This window comes from Bacillota bacterium (assembly GCA_023511455.1).
Lineage (GTDB): Bacteria > Armatimonadota > HRBIN16 > HRBIN16 > HRBIN16 > HRBIN16.
The window spans coordinates 183,917-203,492 of record JAIMBJ010000001.1 but is presented as its reverse complement, the minus strand read 5'-3'; the positions used below and the strand labels follow the sequence as shown (position 1 = coordinate 203,492).

Sequence of the window (19,576 nt, the reverse complement as noted above, 5' to 3'; positions counted from 1 at the left end):
TCAACGAACATCACCCCTCTGATTGCTGCGCCATCAGCGCACCCGCACACAGCCACAGACTCCAGGAGACCGGAGGCAGAAAGGTGGAGAAGTTCACCAGGTTGCCCACTGCACTCTGCAGAATCATCGTCCACGCGATGACCGCACAGACACGCTGCACACCATCAGCCATCCCTCTTATCATACGCCAGCCCATCACCAGAATGCTCCCCAGTGCATAGACATACAGCAGAAGCCCCACCCAACCTGTTTCCACCAGAATGTAGAGGTAGTTATTGTCGGCACCGGTAGTATATCCGAATAGGCGTGGGCTATCCTCGCTCCACTTGCCGATACCTAACGTCCCCAGTCCCATGCCGAAGGGGTGTTGCCAGACTTCCCGAATCACCTTCTTCCAGAAGGTCATGCGGGCGCTGACGGTGGAGGTGGGGGCGAACGGAGCCAGCACATCCTGCGCCCGCTCCCGCCAGAGTCCTTCCACCGGCAACTGAATCGCTATCAGCGCAGCAACCGCCAGCGCTATCGCCAGACGATGGCGCGTCCACGCGGCAATACAGACATATCCCACCCACAACATCACCCACGCATAACGCGCGAGCGAGAACACCGCCCCCGCCGAGGTCAGCAACGCGACCAGCAGCCAGTTCAGCGCGTTCCGTTCTCCTCGCAGAGAAGCCATGCCCAGCGAAACCGACGCTCCGAAACTCATCAGCGCACCGAACAGATAAGGGTCCATCGTCGAAAACGAGCGGGTATACCCCCCCACCATCGTACCGGATGGCGCGCTGGGGCGTGTGGCACCCAGCTCCATCAGCCAGTGGTAGGGAATGAACTGCTGGGCAAGCCCGTACACCGCGTGTACCCCTGCCAGCACGCCGATGAATATCAGCAGGATGCACAACCGGTCGCCCCCAAAGAGCGTTTTCCCGAAAAAGTAGAACAGGAGGGGCATCGTCAGCCAGCGTAAGTCTGCCAGCGCGGCGGAAAACGAGTAGATGTTGGGATTGAACAGGTGCACCACCGTCAACAAAGCGAACGCCGTCAACACACTTTCGGTAGCCCCCCAGCGTAGCGGTCGTTCTCTGTTTGCCCAGCGATACACAACCCATACCAGCGCCAGCCATAACACCGCCCCATCCTTCCATACCTTCGCGACAGGGTGTTCCTCATACACCACTTTGACCAGCACGGGATGCAGGCTGGTGTAGGCAAGCAGCGCAAGCACACCAGCCGCAGGATGCACCAGAGAAAGCAGTAACCATCCCCCTACCCCCAGCACCGCCAGCACCGCAGGGGGCGACCATGCAAACGCTGCCCCCGCTGCAACGCACGCCAGCAGGCTGAAAAATATGAACAGGCGCGGGCGAAAGCCCGTGGCTACAGAGGCTTTAGATGCACGTGATGCAAGTCGCTGTTCCATGCCTCCACCGCAATCGTGCCCTTTCCCGCAACGCTCAGCACGCGCGTTTGGCCCGGTATCAGGCAGAAGTAGTCATCCTCGCAGAGAAGCCACTGCCCATCCTGAGGTATCAGGCGCACGAAAAGGGCTATTGCCTCGCCCGTGTTTTTGATGCCCACCTGCTGATGACGGTGCCATACTCGCAGTGTCGTGCGAGGAGCTTCAAGCAACGGCTGCATGGGCGGCTGAGCGGTGCTGAACAGGTATTCATTGCAGGAAAGTATCCCGCCGCGTTCGTCGTGCAGACATGCCAGCGCCATCCACACCCCCACCTCTGCGGGGAGAATCCACTCTGCATGTCCAGCACGTACTGCCCCTTCCGGCGCAACCTTCACCGCGCCTCCAAAGCGGGCGCATTCCCTGCCATCCAGTGCTAACAGGCACACCGACCAGTGCGCACGGATGGGCTGCACCCCAGAGTGATGCAACCATACCTCAGCCTGCCACTTCTCGCCCGGTCGCCACGTCAGTTTCTCGTATTGCAGGCTGATATGCACCGGCTCATAGGCTCGTCGCGCCCACCAGTAGGCGGGTTTGGGTTGCCCCAGATAATCCAGCACGTTGGTACATGCCGTGTTTGGGAAGGGCTCGTTGAACTGCCAGGGCGAAACCCCACTGCAACGCCACTTGCGGCGGCGGTTTGCCTCAATCGCATAGCGCAATCCCTCTGCCTGCATCCACTGGCTGGCACGGATAAAGGTCGGCAGGTCCTCGATGCGTCCGAATAAAGCCTCCAGCTTCTCGCGATGAATCCACCAGCTGCCGTGATGCAACCATACCGGGTTCGTCGCGTCGGGTGGAAAGCGACACTCCGGCGAGATAAAACGCTCGAAAATCTGCGGGTTTGCCGCTCCTTCCACTCCAAACTCCGAATGGTACAGCGGGTCAATGACGTTGTAGAAGCGGTAATGCTCCTCTGCGCCCAGATACACCCAGGGACCATGCACATCGTGCATCTTTCCCGTGCCTGCCAGTTCCGCCGACGCGCCTTCCACCGGTCCCGAGGCAGAGGTAGGCAGCCAGATTCGGTCGGGGTCCAGCTCCTGCACCAGCGATTTCAGCTTCGCCAGCGCAGGATGAGCATCGGTGAGCGGCACATAGCGTTCGTCCATGAGCTCGTTGCCGCCGCACCAGATAACCAGCGAGGGGTGGTTGCGTCGCAGGGGTATCATCTGCCGCGCCTGCTCTTCGATATACCGCAAATAGGCTTCATCCTCCGGCGGGGCGTTCTGGATGCCCGACGACGAATGCGGAAACTCCTGCCATACCATGATGCCGACCCGGTCGCAGAGACTGTAGAACTCTTCCCGCTCCAGCAATCCCCCACCCCACACGCGCAACAGGTTGCAGTGGGCGTGCTTCGCCAGCGTCAACAGACGCTCATAGCGTTCGGGTTGCACGCGACCGTACATCTGCTCGTGGGGTGCCCAGTTCCAGCCCTTCACGAACACACGCCGCCCGTTGACCTCCAGCGTGTAGGGCAGGGCATCGGGGGGCGCGCCCTCGTTGGGAATGGCGCGCAGGGTGCGGATACCGAAGGTTACCTCGCGTTCATCGGAGTTTTGAAAGCCCCGCCCCAGCTGCACATACAGCCGGTACAGCGGCTGTTCACCCATGCCGTTGGGATACCACAGGCGGGGATTGGGTATCTCCAGCGGCGTCACCTGCTCTACCGGCTGCGTCTCGCCTGCTGCCACGGCTTCACTCCCCTGAACCACGAGACAACCTTCAGGGTCCTCTACACGCCAGGATAGAGTCCACTCCCCAGACGCACCGGGCAGGCTTCGCAGGCGCGACCGCACCTCGACACGCGCCACTCCTCCTTCCACACGGGGGCGAACCCACACATCCTCTATCCACGCGCCATCCGTCGCCAGCAGGCTCACACTCTGCCAGATGCCCAGAGGAACGAGCCGCGTACACCAGTCCCAGTCATAGGCAAAGCGCGACTTCCACACCCTTGCGCGGTTCGTCCAGCCGATTTGTCCCTGCACCACATCGACCGGCGGTTTGTGTTCTACCAGCACGGTCAGGCAGTTCGGTTCCCCGAAACGCAGGATGTGCGTGACATCGAATTCAAACGGTGTGAACATACCCTCGTGCCTGCCCAGCAGCTGTCCGTTGAGATACACCTCGCAGGCGTAATCCACCCCATCAAAGCGCAAACGCACATGCTTTCCCTGCCAGTCATCGGGCACAGTAAAGTCTTTACGATACACCCAGTCGCGCTCGGAAAGCCATTCACAGGCAAGGCTGTTTAGGTCCCGGTAGGGATGAGGTATCCGCCCCGCGTCCAGCGTGTCGGCAATCACATCACCGGGCACACAGGCGCGTATCCACTCGCCCCACGGTGGGCAACCTCTTGGAGACCATTCTTCTTTCCATGCCTGTCGCCACCAGAACTCATGGGGCAACAGCGGGGCAAGTAACCAGTCATTGCCATCCAGATGAAACCGCATCAGGATTCCCTCGTCGCTCAAGTTGGATTCACATACCGTTTCGCGAACCGCCCGGTGCTTACCTGCGTCATGAAACGGGGGGCTATCCCGAAACTTTGACAGCACGAAAGTGCAGTGGTATACTCATATCCGTGAGGAGGTAGGTGCTGCCGTATGCCTTTATGTGAGCCAGTTCCCGCGGTTTTGCAGGAGAAGGTTGGAAAAGAAAAGATACGTTTGAGCGCATACACCGATATCGGTGCAGACGGAACCTTCGGCATCCGCTGGCTTGTCGTCACGGACGATTGCGTGCAGGTCTATTCTCCCCCGCCCGGCTGGACACCCCCGGTGATGGGGAACGGGCTGGACTTTGCGGTGGAGCCGCCCGATGTGCAATGCGACATCGACCTGCCTCTGAGCTGCATGTCGGATGCCACTACCGAGATGCTGGTGGGTTGCGGGGCGCTTGTGGTTACCCGAGACGGCAAGGTGCTGGAGCTGGTGCGTTTCTCGAACGCCCGAGCCGCTATCTTCGCGGAGGTGGCACGGTATCTTTCAGCGGTGGCGAAACAGGAGCCACCTCCTGAACCTATTGAACAAAAACCCACGCATTGCCCCGTGTGTGGATTCCGCCTGCCCGGCGACACACAGGTCTGCCCACGTTGCTCGCGCAAGGGTCGGGTGGTATGGCGGCTGCTGGCATTCGCCAAGCCCTACAAATGGCAGATTGTGCTTTCGGGAATACTGATGCTGGTCGGCACCGCCCTCGATCTGGCTCCACCGTATCTGACAAAAATACTGGTCGACTCCGTTCTGGTGCCGCGCCAGAATGTGCATCTGCTGGTGGTTATTCTGGCAGTACTGGCTTTGACACGCCTGGCAGGAGTGGGACTATCGATATGGCGTGGAAGGCTGTCGGCATGGCTGGGTGCAAGGCTGGTGTTCGAAGTCAGGGCGAAGCTGTTCCAGCACCTGCAGTGGCTCTCCCTCTCCTTCTACGACAAGCGCCACACCGGCGCGATTATGTCGCGCATCACGCAGGACACCGGCGCACTGCATGACTTTCTGGTGGATGGCGTCAGCTCCCTTCTGGTGAACGTGTTGTTGCTCATCGGTATCACTGGCATGCTGTTCTGGATGAACTGGCAGCTGGCGGCGCTCATCCTGTTGCCCACACCGCTGGTGGTGCTGGTCACCATGTGGTTCTGGAAGACCGTGCGCCGTGTGTTTCACCAGTTCTGGCACCGATGGTCGCGTCTTTCGGCTACGCTGAACAGCACGCTCTCCGGCATCCGCGTGGTGAAAGCCTTTGCCAAAGAGAGCGATGAGATCGAACGCTTCCAGCGACGCAACCGCGACCTGATGAGCTCGGGGTTGCAGGCGGAGATGATGTGGGCGACCTTCTTCCCCATGCTCAACCTGCTCACGAACATCGGCTTCTTCCTGGTGTGGGCGTTTGGTGGTTATGGAGTCATCAAGGGTGAAGTGCAGCTGGGCACGCTGATAGCGTTCCTCGGCTATCTGGGCATGTTCTATGGCCCCCTGCAGATTCTGACCCGCGTGAGCCAGTGGTTGACCCGCACCTTTACCGCTGCCGAGCGCGTGTTCGAGATTCTGGACACCGAACCCGACGTGAAAGATGCCGAAGACGCCATCCCTATGCCCGAAGTGCGTGGCGAGGTAGAGTTCCGCAACGTCACCTTCGGCTACGATAAACACAAGCCCGTGCTCAAGAATATCAACCTCAAGATTGAGGCGGGCGAGATGGTGGGATTGGTCGGTCACAGCGGCGCGGGCAAATCCACCATGATTAACCTACTGCTGCGCTTCTATGACCCCGACGAAGGACAAATCCTGATAGATGGCGTGGACGTGCGCCAGATTCGCATGGAAGACCTGCGCAAGCACGTGGGCGTGGTGCTGCAAGAGCCGTTCCTGTTCCCCGGCTCCATCCGCGATAATATCGCCTACGCGAAACCGGGCGCCACTCAGGAGGAAATCATCGCCGCGGCGAAGGCAGCAAACGCCCATGACTTCATCCTTCGCTTCCCCGACGGCTACGATACGCAGGTTGGCGAACGCGGACAGCGGCTATCGGGTGGTGAGAGACAGCGCATCTCCATTGCTCGCGCTATCCTGCACGATCCCCGTATCCTCATCCTGGACGAAGCCACCTCGCAGGTGGATACCGAGACCGAACGTCAGATTCAGGAAGCCATCGCCCGGCTGGTGCAGAACCGCACGACAGTGGCAATCGCCCACCGCCTGTCGACCCTGCGCAACGCGCAACGGCTGGTGGTGCTGGAGCAGGGGCAGATGGTGGAAATCGGTACCCACGACGAGCTGATGGCAAAAGAGGGTGTGTATCACCGGCTCGTCACTCTGCAGAGCGAGATTAACAGGATACGCGCGGTGTAACCATACTGGGGCACGACATAGCGTGCCCCCGTTTTTCCCTTACAGCGATACCGTGCCCGGCTGGATGTGCGTCTTGTTCGCCAGAATGGTGGCAACGGCGATGGACAGCATCTTGGACTCCGCAGTATCGGCGCGACTGGTCAGCACCACCGGGGCAGCTGCCCCTACCAGCAAGCCCGCGACGCGCCTGCCTGTGGAATGCGCAAATATCTTCACCAGCGCGTTGCCCGTCTCGATATCGGGACACAACACGATGTCCGCCTTTCCCGCCACAGGACTGCTCAACTTCTTGAGGCGTGCCGCTTCTTCCGAGATGATATTGTCCATCTGGAGGGGACCATCCACGATGCAGTCCTTAATCTGGTTGCGTTCTGCCATTTTGGAGAGAATGGCGGCATCAATAGTGGAAGGCACATCGGGATTAATGGTCTCCACTGCGGTCAACACCGCCACCTTCGGCAGTTCAATGCCCAATCCGCGCGCCACGTACACGGCGTTGCAGATAAGCTGCGCTTTCTGTAACAGGTCCGGCTTGATGTTCATGGCGGCATCGGTGACTATCAGCAACCGGTCTTCCATCTCCAGAATGAACACATGGCTGATGAGCCGCCCGGTGCGCAAACCCGCTTCACGGTCCAGGATGGCTCGCAGCAGGTCCGCGGTATGAATCTGCCCTTTCATCAGCACCTGGCACGTTCCCTCGCGTACCATCTGAACCGCTTTGCGAGCTGCCGTGACGTCGTCCGGCTCATCGACGACCATGTGTGGTTCGAGAGTGTAGCCGATGTCGCCCGCTATCACCTCGATGATGTCGGCATCACCTATCAAAACGGGCTGAGCTAAGCCCGAACACTGCGCGAGATACAGCGCCTCCATGACCGAACGCTCATGGGCACATGCCACCGCCAGACGGGTGTTCTTCAGCCGTGCCGCATCGCTAAGAACCTCGTCAAAGTTGGTATAACCCATTGGTTCCTCCTTACAGCTTAAGCCACTCTATCTACAATATACCATAGATGAAGTGACTGTGCCAGTGATTCTTCGGCTTACTGTTTAACGTTTCCGTAAACTGGAGGAGCGTTTGGACGAGCGACGGCGGGCGGAGGCGCGTCGCCGCGCGGGACGACCCGACCGGGAGGGGTCGGGCAGGGGATACTTTACCCGAACCCAAACGATCAACACCGCGCAGGCAGCAATGAACGCCAGCGCCCACCATGTTGCCGGAGTCACAGCGCCACCGCCTCCTTCGCCCCTTGCCGACACGCCTCAATACGCCGCGAGACCTCTTCGTCGCTCCAGTCGGGATGTAACGAGATGAACACGGTTCGGCTGAGAACATCCAGCGTGCGTGGACACATGTCGGGAGTGTAATCGGTACGAAGCCCCTGGTTGCGCGGATGGTGGAACGGATTCATGTCGGGATGGTGCATGATGCGCTTTTGCAACAGAGGCTCCCAGTTGGAGTAGACATGCTTGCCGCTGTCAATAGGCAGCCAGCCGCCCGTCTCGCCTGCAAACGCGCGCGCCTGCGCCTCGGAGTCAAACTGGAAAGCCACCACCACCCCGCAGTCTCCTTCGGGGTCGTTATTGGGGGCGATGCGTAAGCCCGGCGTTTCCGCCAGCTCCTGCTCGAACCGTTTGCGGATACGGCGCAGGTCGCTCAGGATGCCATCCAGCCGGCGCAGTTGCACCCGCAATATCGCCCCCATCACCTCATCTGCCCGCAGCTGGATGCCCACGAAAATGGGAATGCCCAGGTCCTTAGCGTAAGGGCGGAACGCTGCGCCGCCATCGTGAAACACCAGTGCGCGCTCGTACAGGGTGCGGTCGCTGGTGTTCAACGCGCCGCCTTCGCCACACGAGATAATTTTGAAGTAATTGAAGCTGAACGCGCCCGCGTTGCCCCAGCTACCCAAACGTTTGCCTCTGTAACTACCGCCGTCCGCCTGGCAACAGTCTTCCAGCACCATCAGCCCATGCTCGCGTGCGATGTCCAGAAACGCCTGCATGTTGGCAGGACGCCCCACCATATGAACCGGTATCATCGCCCGGGTGTTGGGTGTGATTTTGCGGCGCACATCTTCAGGGTCCAGGGCGAGCGTTTCGTCTACCTCGGCGATAACAGGTATCGCCCCGACCGCCAGTACGCTGGTGGCGGTTGCCATCCACGTGTAACCGGGCACAATCACCTCATCACCCGGACCGATGCCCATACCCACCAGCCCGCAAATGAGTGCGGCGGTTCCCCCTCCTGCCATGCACAGGGCGTAGTCCGTGCCAATGGTCTGCGCCCACTCGCGCTCGAACTGGTCTACTTCATGCAAATGCCCTTCCACACCCTCGCCCACGCGGAATAGATGTCCGCTTAACAGCACCTTGCGTACTTCCTCTACTTCCTCTTTGCCAATGCGATACATGGTTTCGCCTCCTCATACACTCAGGATATCGGGTCCCGTCCCCCGTACCGCCTGTTCCAGATGCCCGTTTGCCGCCAGTTCGCCCAGTGTGGCGAAATCGCCCAGCCCGTTGGTGAGCACGTGCTCTATCACCGCATCCATCAGCCGCAAGGCGTAGTCCAGGTTATCGCCCACTCCGTGCGTGTGCGTCAACAGCACCGCAACGTTGCTCTCCTGCGCGATACGGCTGACGTCCTCCTTCGCCAGCGCGACAAACTCCTGCTCCCGCTGCCATGCGCCGCGCCACGTGTACTCGTTCAGAATGGGCACCTCCACCACACCGCTATACCAGCGAAACGGAGTGTGGGGGATGTCGCTCACCCATTTCTGGGCAATCACCCCACTGCGATGCGGCAGATGCTCATAGCCAGTGCCGCTGATATACATGCAGGAGTGGTAACGAATGCCCACCTGTTGCAATGCCTCGAACATGGGTTTGGAGATGGCTCCACAGGGCGCGCGAAAGACGGTTGGTTCCACACCCAGCCTTTGCCGAAAAATCGCCAGCCCCTCCTCGATGCGCGCGCGCAGGTTCGGCAGGGTGTAGCGTGGCATCAGTTCCCCGCGCCGACGCTCAAACTCCTCGATGAAAGCAGGCATGATGTCCGTTGCCGGCCAGTTCGGGGGACCGAATTCAAAGCAATCTTCATGGGTGAGCCCGTGCAACTGCAGGTCATGTCCCGCTGCGTGCGCCTCACGCAGGGCGTTTACCCATTCTTCGCTCATGGGCTGTCCACTCGGTTTGGGTACCACAAACAGGGTCATGCGCACTCCGCGCGACTGCAACAAGGCGCATACACGGCGCATGGCTTCCACCATATCGCTGCCGCCTGCGCCGACATCGTCCATTGTCCACACGTACCACGTTGCCACCACAACGCCTCCCGAAGCTTCTCAGGACAAACTTCTCCCTACAGCGAGGAGGCTCCTGCACTGCTGGCTTCAGAGCTACGCAGAAAGAGCCGGGCGCTGCTACAGGCAATGAACTCTTTCGTCCTTCCGACGTCTACGAAGATGGATATCAGAGAATAAGGGGGTGACAACAGGCGATGAGAAAGATGACAGTCCTCTCGTTGACGCTGATTAGCGTTCTGGTGATGTGGTTTATCCAGCCCGCGGTGGCACAGGTTACCGGTAAAGGCGCCGGACCGGATGTGCTGGCGCAGCGCCGTCTGCACCGCTGGAACGCCATGGCGAAGTGGCTGCAGCTGACCGACGAGCAAAAAGCGAGAATAGAAAGCATTTTGGACAACGCCCGCGAGCAGGCGCGGAAAATTCGCGACGATGCCTCGCTCACGCGCGAGCAGAAGCGCAAGCAGTTGCTGGAGTTGCGCCAAAACACCCGTCAGGAAATCGGCTCGGTACTGACGCTCGAACAGCGCGAGAAGCTGCGCAAGCTGTGGGCATGGCGGTGGCACCGCTGGCAGATGTGGCGGGCGTATCGGTTGGGGAAGATGGGCAAAGGCGTTCCGATGAGCCCAGAGCAGCTGCGCCGGTGGCGGGCATGGTCCGAAACGGCGAAACGAGGCTGGTGGTGGGACCGCTGGGGAAAGCCGTTTTGAGAGAAACTCTCCTCGCGATGGGCGAAAAGCACGGGGCTTGCCGATGCAAGCCCCGCTTTGTTGCTACCTTATCTGCCAGGCTGTTGCTGCTGTAGTTCCTTCGCCACCTCGGGATGATACTGCAGCAGTTGATTAATGGCAATCGCCTTTGCCTGTGGCGGCATTCTCGGATCGTTCTGAATCCGCTGTATCTCCGCCTTGATATCCTCGGCAGTCACCTTCTTCGGTGGTGGTTCCTTCGTGCGCTGATACTGGAAGGCAAATATCAGCGCGGCGATGATGATGAGCACAATCGCGATAATCGTCTTCTTTTTGCTGTCCATCTGTCCCTCTCTCCTCCTGCAATAAGGGGCGGGGCTGGCATTGCCCCGCCCCTATTATCGGTTTCACTGGGTCGAAGGCTCAGTACGGATACCAGCCTTCCGATGCCCACTGCGCAGGCAAGCCGACCGGCACGTAGATGTTGCGGTACCACAGGATCTGTCCGCGTCCCATCGCCTTGGCGTGACCGTCGAAGAAGACCACGTTAGCAGTTCCGGTATGGCGATAGCGCGGCATCATGCCACAGCCTGCCCACGTCGCGTTGCCGTCCCCGTCGTTCACCAGGTCGCAGTCACGCTGCAGAGCACGCTCAGCACCATCTCTTTGTGGCGGGCGACCAATCCAGTCCACCCAGTCCCACTCCCAGGTGCCGAAGTAGACCCATCCCCAGAAGGCGTCGTTGACGCCCTTCTCGGTAATCATGACCTTCTCAGCAGGGGTCTCCAGCGCGGAGATGGGCGTCACGCGATGGCGGGCATCGTTGCCTCCGACAGGCCAGTTCCAGAAATCGGCAAACACGTCGTAATGGCAGCCGTACTTACCGCTCTGGTTGCGGTCCGGGAAAGACGGGCAGGCGTAGAGACCGTGAGTTCCCCAGCTGTACTCCACACCCTGCTCATCGCGGTAGCGGTCGCCGCTCTTGACATACGGCCAAATGACGCTGTACCACGCCTGCTGGGGTACGCCGGTGCTTCCGCCACCGTACTGGGACATGGGGAAGGTCTCGTCGTAGTCCTGCACATACATCATCACGCCGAGACCAATCTGCTTGAGGTTACTCAAACAGGTGGCTCCGCGGGCCTTCTCACGTGCCTGTGAGAAGACGGGGAACAGGATTGCCGCTAAAATGGCGATAATCGCTATCACCACTAGCAGCTCGATGAGCGTAAACGCTTTTCGGTTCATTTACTGCACCCTCCTTGTACGGTGTGATAAGAATGGGATAATGCGCCGTACCTCGTGTCCTACAGCGCCCGGTATCAGGCACACCTGTGCCTGTTGCCTCCTTTGTAACTCCTACCCGATGTGTCTTAATCGTTTAAGAGTTACACTCTCATTGTAACCCTCTTTCTCGCTTTTGTCAAGGGGATGTTAAGACTTTTTTCGCCGACAGCATGAAATCTCGTAATGCCACGGGCAGGTAAGCACACGGGGCAGGAACTTCTCCGGCTGCTGAGTATTAGTAGGTAAGAGTTCAACATGCTGAAGAAGGAGGATAATACGTGATGAAACCCGCCGTTGGGATCTGTCCGATCATCGTCTTACTGTGTGCGACCGGCGCACAGTCGCAGATCACCGTGGCAACCGGCGGTAAAGCCCGCCTGCCTGTGCTGATACAGTATGGCGCGACGCAGACGGAACGCTACGCGGCAGAGGAGCTTGCCAGCCATCTGCAACAGATAACCGGCGCGCGCTTCGAAGTGCGCGAGATACACCCGGGCGAAGTGCCCCAAACCGGTATCATCGTGGGACCGGGGCATCTGGCGGAAGCGGTGTTTCCCGAGGTGAAGCTCAGCGAGTTCGGCAGCGAGCAGGTTACCATCCGCACCAAAGGCAACTACCTGCTGCTGGCGGGTGGACGCCCACGCGGCACGCTGTACGCCGTTTACCGCTTCCTCAGCAAAGTGTGCGGTGTGCGCTGGTGGGCGCCATGGGCGACGCACATCCCGAAGAAAAGCACGCTGCGTGTGCCTGCCCTCTCCATCGAGGAGAAACCCGCTTTTGAATACCGCGAGCCGTTCTGGTACCCCGCCTTTGACGGCGACTGGGCTGCGCGAAACTATTACAACGGACACGCTGCCCGCCTCACCGAGAAGCACGGCGGCAAAATCATCTATAAAGGCTTCGTGCATACCTTCTACCCGCTGGTACCGCCGGAGCACTACTTCGAAAAGCATCCTGAATGGTACAGCCTGATTAACGGTAAACGCACCTACCAGAACGCCCAGCTTTGCTGTACGAACCCCGAACTGCGCGAGTTTCTGGTGGAGCGCGTGCGCCAGTGGCTGAAAGAGTCTCCCGAAGCAAGCATCGTCTCCATCTCTCAAAACGACTGGTACGGCGCGTGCCAGTGCGATACCTGCAAGGCAATCGATGAGCGCGAGGGAACGCAAGCCGGTTCGGTGCTGGACATGGTGAACTACATCGCCGAGCGGCTGGAGAAAGAGTTCCCGCACGTCGCCTTCGACACGCTGGCCTACACCTACACGCGAAAGCCCACCAAAACGCTTAAGCCTCGCGACAGCGTCATTGTCCGCCTGTGTTCTATCGAGTGCAACTTCGCGCGGCCGCTGGAACACCCCAGCAATCAGGCGTTTGCCGACGACATCCGCGGATGGTCCAAAATGAGCCAGCGGCTGTATGTTTGGGACTATACCACCGACTTCGCCCACTACGTGCAGCCCCATCCTAACTACTTCTCGTTGGGACCGAACGTGCGCTTCTTCCACCAGCATGGCGTGCGCGGGCTGTTCGAGCAGGGCGCTTATCAGTCGCATGGTGCCGAGTTCGCGGAACTACGCGCGTGGGTGCTGGCGCAACTGATGTGGGACCCCTATCAGGATGACCGCAAGATGATCGAGGAGTTCCTCAAGGGTTACTACGGGAAGGCGGCGCCCTATATCCTGCGCTACATGCAGTTGATGAGCAACGCGGCGAAAGACTTCTACCTGAGCTGCTTCACCCGCTCCAACGCCCCGTTCTTCAACTTCAAAACCCTGAGCGAGGCGGAAAAGCTGTGGCAGAGAGCAGAGCAGGCAGTGAAGGACAATCCGGAAATCCTCTGGCGGGTGAAGCAGGGGCATCAGCCCGTGCGTTACGCCTTCTTGAACAATTGGGTGCGCTTGCGCCGTGAGTGCCTGGTACTGGGAGCCGAGTGGCCGCTGCCTCTTTCGCGCAAAGCAGTGGCAGATGAGTGGCTGGCAGTGGTCACCGGACCGGGGCCCAAAGGCTGGTCGCCCATGACGCACGTCAACGAGGGCGGCTTGACCCCGCAAAAGTTCGTGGAGCAGTTCGCGGTGGACGAGCCAGACCCAGTTGTTCCGGAGCGCGTTCGCAAAACCCGTGCGGTCGCACCACCAACCGGCATCGCGGGGGCAAACGCCCGTCATTGTGTGGACGCCCAGGAGGAGGTAGTGAACATCATCAACGAAGGCACGTGGGGCATGTATGCCGGCGACCCCTTGGCGTCCGACGGGCTCGCAGTCAAGCTGCTGGGTAATCACCGCGAGTGGGCATATCAAATACGTGCGGTTGACCTGCCGAAGCGTGCTCACACGGGGCGATGGAAGGTGTACGTGGTGCTGCGGGTGGACAAGAAAGCTGGTGTGGACCCGCAAAAAGATGCCTTCTGGGCAGGCGTGTGGGATAGCGCAAAGTGGACATCTGCTGGCGAAATCCGCGGCAAAATCGCCGACACCGATGAGAAGGCGTACCGCCCCTTCCTCATCGGCACCGTGGAGATGAACCCGGACATGTACATCTGGGTGGCGCCTCCCGCCGCTGGCATTGACGGGCAAAGGCATGTGAACGAAGAACAGGCGAACGTCAAAGCGGTGTGGGTGGACCGGGTCTACCTGGTGCCCGCAGATTGACGATGCGTTCGGTCGGTTTGAGCATCCTGCTACTGCTTTGCGGCGAGGTGTTGACGATGGCTGCACCTTCAGGGTTGAACACGTGGCTGGTTCTGGGAACGTTCGATAACACAGGCAACAGCGGCTTCGAGCGGGACTGGATTGGCGAAAGGGAGGTGCAGCCATCCGTCGGCACGGTCAGCGCGGGCAAAGAGTGGCGCTATTTCGACGACCGCACCTTCAGCCGCAACTACGACGACTACAACGACCTGTTCAGCTATTTCGCCGTGAAACGGGGCGAGAGCATCGCCGCAAAGGTTGCCTATGCCCATGTCCATCTCTTCTGCCCGACAGCGCGAAGTGCGCAGCTGAAGCTGGGCGCAGACCACCTGGCGAAGGTGTGGCTGAACGGCGAGCTGGTGCTGGAAGTGCGTGAAGGGAACTGGCAGCGCGACGCTGTGAGTGCGGCGGTAACGCTCCAGCAGGGCTGGAACCGCCTGCTGCTCAAAATCGCCAACACGGAGGAAGGACGCTTCGGCTTCTACGCCAGCCTGACCGACGCTCAGGGCGAGCCAATGCCCGATGTTATCCCCTCGGTGAACGGGGGCGCAGGCAAGCTGGCTATCTGCACGCAGGGGATGACCGACATTGGCGCGGGTGCGCTGCCGATAGCCTATCGGGAGTGGCCCTACGTGCAGGCGGACGCCTTTGCCTCCACCACCTCCACCGACGTACTGGGCTTCCTGGCGCTGGCTCCCCATCTGACGGTAAAAGCCTCCCCGTTCCGCCTGATGGCGCAGGGCGGTTCCCCACCCTACCGGTGGCGTGTGTTGCGGGGTAGATTGCCGGCGGGACTGCGTCTGCTGGAAGACGGACACATCGTGGGAACAGTGGATGCTGGCGCAAAGCCCGGCGAATACCCGCTCACCATACAGGTGAGGGATAGTGCAGGCGCAGTGGCTGTGCAGACCTTCAGCCTGACCGTGCGGGAACGACCCAACAAATGGCTGGAGGAGGCGAGACTCGATGCGCTGATTCACGCACCGGAGAGCATGCCTGCCGGCGAGCACCGTACCTTCGCCCGCCTGATGAAGCGACAGGGCTACGCGCTGGGTATGTGCATCGGCTATAACAACGGCGACCACCGCTACCGCTGGCAGTCTCGCTATCATCCAGACAACCCGCTGGGCGATGTGCTGATGCCCTACAAACAGGCTCTGGAGGTGGAAGGCATCCGCTTCGGCGTGTACATTGGTAACTTCGACGGTGATAACCACGGCGGCGAGAACGGAGCCATCCTCGTTATCGACGAGGTGATGCGGCGCTATAACCCGTCTGCTATCTGGTTCGACTGGGCCGGCTGGCGAGGCTTTGCGCTGGACGCGATGTACAGCGTCATCCGCGCTCACAACCCCGATACGCTCATCATCCTGAACGGCATTCCGACCCTGTTCAACGGCGACTGGGATGCGGTTTGCATGGAAGGCTGGGGCGCATGGGGAGAAAAGCACTGGCGAACATGGCCCGTGCCCATCAGCTGGTTTAAGCGACCGGTGGTGGAAAGCTGGCGTCTGGTTACCGACCCCAACTTCGTCTACTCGAAAGGGGTTCATCCGCGCTGGCAGGACTACGTGAAGGCGATGATTTCGCTCATCGGCGAAGGCTACGTGGCGAACATCGACCACAGTCCCACCATCGCCACGCAAATCCGTACGCTGTCCGACTCGCCGGTGCTGCAATGCCACCGCGAGATGGCAGACTGGTTCAACCCCACGGGGATACCCTCGTTGGTGGAGAGCTTCACACAGGTATACCCCGCCCCCCTGCCGCCCGCTTCCTGGGGCTACAGTCTGGTGAAAGCGGACGGCAGCGCGCTGTACCTGCATATCCTGCAGACCCCACGCGGAAAAACGGGCATGCCGCCCGATGGCAACATTGTGCTCTCCCCCGTGCGCCAGCCGGTACAGCGGGTGGTGTGGATGAACCAGAACAGAGTGGTGCCCTTCCGCCAGCAGAACGACACCGTACACATCGACGCCCGCACGATAGCGAGCGACCCGGTGGATACCATCCTGAAAGTGGAGCTGGCAAAGCCGCTGAAGCCGCCGTACCCCCCGTTCGTACCCCCCAGACCTCCGGTGAAACGCAGTGCGAATCTGGCTCTCAACAAACCCGCGTGGTTGCTCAGCGCAGATGGCAAGCGTCCCCTCCCTCCCAGCGGCTGGGAGCCGTTTGCGTCGCGTGGAGTGGATGGCGACCCTGTTACCTTTGCGCAGGCAGGCAATGAGTGGGCGTGGAGCTATCAGGTGGACCTGCAGAAAACTTACCCGGTAGGTCGGGTGGTCATCCGCTTTGGACCGGGATACGCCACCGAGTACCGCCTGTGGATTTCGGAGGACGGCATCAACTGGTGCGAAGTTGCCCATGTCACCGACGGCGTGGGTGGAGCGCGGGAGCATCGTTTCCCAGCCACTCCTGCCCGCTATGTGCGCGTGCAAGCCGTCAAACCAGACGGACCCAACCAGCTGGGCGTGCAGATGAGCATCGCGGAGCTGGAGGTATACCGCTGAATACCGGGAGAGGTGTAGACACACATGAGAGAAGGCGTCGGAATATTGCTGGCCGTTTTGATGCTGGCGGTTGCCGTTTCCGCACAGCCGCCAATACGTCTTTACGTCGCGCCCAATGGCAACGACCGCTGGTCGGGCAGGCTTCCGCGTCCCAACGCCTCGCGTACGGACGGACCGCTCGCCACGCTGCAGGGAGCACGAAATGCAGTGCGCCGGCTGAAGGTAACGCAGAGATTGCGTGTGCCCGTTCATGTACTGTTTGCCGGTGGAACCTACCGGATAACCGAGCCGGTCGTCTTTACCCCAGAGGACAGCGGCACCGCAGACGCGCCCATTATTTACGAAGCGATGCCCAACGCCAGACCCGTGTTTGATGGCGGCAAACGCATGACCGGCTTCCGCAAAGGCGCAAACGGCATCTGGACAACTGTCATCCCCGAAGTGCGGGCAGGCAAGTGGTACTTCGAGCAGCTGTGGGTAAACGGCAGGCGTGCCATCCGCGCCCGCTCGCCCAATCGCTTTTACTATTACATGCTTTCCCGCATCGACGAAGGTATCGATCCGTTGACGGGACAAAAAGCGTATCTCAGCAACCGCGCGTTCATCGCCCGAAAGGAGGACATTGCGCCTCTGCTTTCGCTCTCACCGGAGCAGCTGCGCGATGTGACGGTGGTGGTGTACCACTCGTGGGAGATTTCGCGCCACCGTGTTGCCTCTGTCGACGCCGAAACGGGCGCAGTAATTACCACCGGTGGACACACCTGGCGGTTTCTGGAATGGGCGCCGAACCAGCGCTACCATCTGGAGAGCCTCCTCGCCGCGCTAGACGAGCCGGGCGAGTGGTTCTTGAGCCGCGATGGTACCCTGTACTACAAGCCGCTGCCCGGAGAGGACATGGGGCGTGCGCAGGTGTACGCTCCGGTGACTGACTCCTTCATTCGCATCGAAGGTAAGCCGGAGGAAGGCAAGTGGGTGGAGCATATCGCCTTCAAAGGACTGACTTTCCGCCATGCGCAGTATGTGCTGCCTCCGCAAGGGCACGGCGACTGGTAGGCGGCGTTCAACATTCCTGCCGTTGTGATGGCGGACGGGGCGCGGCATGTAACCCTGCAGGACTGTGAAATTGGGCACATCGGCACCTACGCGGTGTGGTTCCGCCGCGCGTGCACCGATTGTCGCGTGGAGCGTTGCCACCTGCATGACATGGGAGCAGGCGGCGTGCGCATCGGAGAGGGAAGCATCCCCTCTGCCGGTCAGGAGACCGCACGCATTACCGTGCATAACTGCATCATTCAGGGAGGCGGACGCATCCACATGGGTGCGGTAGGCATCTGGATAGGACAGAGCGGAGACAATGAAATCACGCACAACGACATCGGCGACTTTTTCTATACGGGCGTCTCCGTTGGCTGGACGTGGGGCTATGGGGAAAGCCGTGCCCAGCGCAACAGGACCGAGTTCAACCGCATCCACCATCTCGGCTGGGGCGTGCTGAGCGATATGGGCGGCGTGTACACGCTGGGTATCTCCGATGGCACCACCGTCAGCAACAACGTGATACACGACGTCTATTCGTATGACCGCTACGGACGCGGCGGCTGGGGGCTGTACAACGATGAGGGCAGCACGCACATCGTGATGGAAAACAACCTCGTGTATAACGTGAAAACGGGCACCTACCACCAGCACTACGGCAGGGAGAACATCATCCGGAACAACATCCTCGCCTTCAGCATGGACGGGCAGCTGCAGCGGTCGCGTGTGGAGCCGCACCTCTCCTTCACCTTCGAGCGCAACATCGTGTACTGGAAGGAGGGTCCCCTGTTCACCGGCTCGTGGAAAGATGCCAACGTGGTGCTGCGGCAAAACCTGTACTTCAAAGCGGGTGGACAACCGGTTACCTTCGAAGACCTTTCGTGGGAGCAATGGCGCGCACTGGGGAAAGACGAGGGAAGCCTCATCGCCGACCCGCTGTTTGTCAACCCAGAGCGTCACGATTTTCGCCTCCGTCCGGGCTCGCCAGCCTTGCGAATCGGCTTCAAACCCTTTGACTACACCAGAGCAGGTGTCTACGGCGACTCGCGATGGGTGTCGCTCGCCCGCTCCCGACGGTATCCGCCGGTGCAGTTCGCTCCTGAACCGCCGCCGATGCGCGTGGAAGACGGTTTCGAAAAGACACCCGTCGGTTCTCCGCCGATGATGGCACAGGTCATTACCGAAGGCAAGGGCGACAGCATCTCGGTGACAGACGAGACGGCTTTCAGTAGGGGTCGCTGCCTGAAGGTGGTAGACGCCCCCGGATTGCAACATGCGTTCAATCCGCACTTCGCCTACCAGCCGAATCATCGGCAGGGTGTCAGCCGCGCTCGCTTCGCCCTGCGGATAGAGGCGGAGACGGTGATGTATCACGAATGGCGCGACTGGAGGCAGACCCCCTACCGCGTGGGACCCACCTTCCGCGTGGCAGACGGCTCGCTACAGGTTCGTGGCGGCGAGCGCGTGAGCCTGCCCCTTGGTCAGTGGGTGCAGTTCGAGGTATGGGCGCAAATGGGCAAACCCACTGGCGCACGCTGGGGAATGAAGGTGCGTCTCCCCGACGGCACGCAACACCAGTGGGATGACCTGCCCTCCGATGATGGCTTCGGGGTACTCACCTGGGTCGGCTTTGTGAGCGATGCTACCGAAAGCGCCGTGTTCTCTCTGGACGATATCGAGATACTTCCCGCTCACGATTAGCATCGTCCCGTATGAATAGATGATACTCACCACCGCCATACGGC

Annotated in this window: 13 protein-coding genes; 6 read left to right on the top strand and 7 right to left on the bottom strand. The window is 60.3% G+C overall.

From position 1 onward, the window contains the following. Positions 1-10: 10 nt before the first annotated feature. Positions 11-1,420 carry an O-antigen ligase family protein gene (locus K6U75_00825; protein ID MCL6473584.1) on the bottom strand — a complete coding sequence of 470 codons (1,410 nt, stop codon included), beginning with the start codon at positions 1,418-1,420 and terminating at the stop codon, positions 11-13. Continuing rightward, positions 1,378-3,918 (bottom strand): hypothetical protein, encoded by a 2,541-nt coding sequence (locus K6U75_00820; GenBank protein ID MCL6473583.1) that lies wholly within the window; start codon positions 3,916-3,918, stop codon positions 1,378-1,380. The genes K6U75_00825 and K6U75_00820 overlap by 43 nt, the downstream gene beginning before the upstream one ends. A 153-nt stretch (positions 3,919-4,071) precedes the next feature. Here K6U75_00820 and K6U75_00815 point away from each other — a divergent pair, with 153 nt between their 5' ends. Further along, complete coding sequence (locus K6U75_00815) at positions 4,072-6,315, top strand: ABC transporter ATP-binding protein/permease (protein MCL6473582.1); 2,244 nt, start codon at positions 4,072-4,074, stop codon at positions 6,313-6,315. A 39-nt stretch (positions 6,316-6,354) separates the two neighbouring features. On the opposite strand, the gene K6U75_00810 is transcribed toward K6U75_00815, so the two are convergent. The 3 genes from K6U75_00810 to K6U75_00800 all read right to left on the bottom strand — a co-directional run bounded on the left by K6U75_00810 (position 6,355) and on the right by K6U75_00800 (position 9,644). Further along, the gene (locus K6U75_00810) at positions 6,355-7,284 is read right to left on the bottom strand and encodes a bifunctional enoyl-CoA hydratase/phosphate acetyltransferase (protein ID MCL6473581.1); all 930 of its coding nucleotides are present in this window, start codon (positions 7,282-7,284) and stop codon (positions 6,355-6,357) included. A gap of 257 nt (positions 7,285-7,541) precedes the next feature. Further along, a complete protein-coding gene (locus K6U75_00805; GenBank protein ID MCL6473580.1) occupies positions 7,542-8,732 on the bottom strand; it encodes a DegT/DnrJ/EryC1/StrS family aminotransferase in 1,191 nt (396 codons plus the stop codon). 12 nt (positions 8,733-8,744) lie between these two features. Next, positions 8,745-9,644 (bottom strand): DUF2334 domain-containing protein, encoded by a 900-nt coding sequence (locus K6U75_00800; GenBank protein ID MCL6473579.1) that lies wholly within the window; start codon positions 9,642-9,644, stop codon positions 8,745-8,747. A 176-nt stretch (positions 9,645-9,820) separates the two neighbouring features. Here K6U75_00800 and K6U75_00795 point away from each other — a divergent pair, with 176 nt between their 5' ends. Then, positions 9,821-10,333 carry a hypothetical protein gene (locus tag K6U75_00795; protein ID MCL6473578.1) on the top strand — a complete coding sequence of 171 codons (513 nt, stop codon included), beginning with the start codon at positions 9,821-9,823 and terminating at the stop codon, positions 10,331-10,333. 68 nt (positions 10,334-10,401) lie between these two features. Here K6U75_00795 and K6U75_00790 read toward each other — a convergent pair whose 3' ends face one another. Together K6U75_00790 and K6U75_00785 are read right to left on the bottom strand one after the other, a co-directional pair. Beyond that, a complete protein-coding gene (locus K6U75_00790; protein MCL6473577.1) occupies positions 10,402-10,656 on the bottom strand; it encodes a hypothetical protein in 255 nt (84 codons plus the stop codon). A 79-nt stretch (positions 10,657-10,735) separates the two neighbouring features. Then, complete coding sequence (locus tag K6U75_00785; GenBank protein ID MCL6473576.1) at positions 10,736-11,560, bottom strand: DUF1559 domain-containing protein; 825 nt, start codon at positions 11,558-11,560, stop codon at positions 10,736-10,738. 320 nt (positions 11,561-11,880) lie between these two features. Here K6U75_00785 and K6U75_00780 point away from each other — a divergent pair, with 320 nt between their 5' ends. From K6U75_00780 to K6U75_00765, 4 genes are read left to right on the top strand one after another with little or no spacing between them, the layout of a single operon-like run. Further along, positions 11,881-14,247 carry a DUF4838 domain-containing protein gene (locus tag K6U75_00780; protein MCL6473575.1) on the top strand — a complete coding sequence of 789 codons (2,367 nt, stop codon included), beginning with the start codon at positions 11,881-11,883 and terminating at the stop codon, positions 14,245-14,247. A 2-nt stretch (positions 14,248-14,249) separates the two neighbouring features. Further along, the gene (locus K6U75_00775; protein MCL6473574.1) at positions 14,250-16,796 is read left to right on the top strand and encodes a discoidin domain-containing protein; all 2,547 of its coding nucleotides are present in this window, start codon (positions 14,250-14,252) and stop codon (positions 16,794-16,796) included. Positions 16,797-16,820: 24 nt separating this feature from the next. After that, on the top strand, positions 16,821-17,849 hold the full coding sequence (locus K6U75_00770; GenBank protein ID MCL6473573.1) for a hypothetical protein: 1,029 nt from the start codon (positions 16,821-16,823) through the stop codon (positions 17,847-17,849). A 27-nt stretch (positions 17,850-17,876) separates the two neighbouring features. Further along, complete coding sequence (locus K6U75_00765) at positions 17,877-19,532, top strand: right-handed parallel beta-helix repeat-containing protein (GenBank protein ID MCL6473572.1); 1,656 nt, start codon at positions 17,877-17,879, stop codon at positions 19,530-19,532. Positions 19,533-19,576 lie beyond the last annotated feature (44 nt).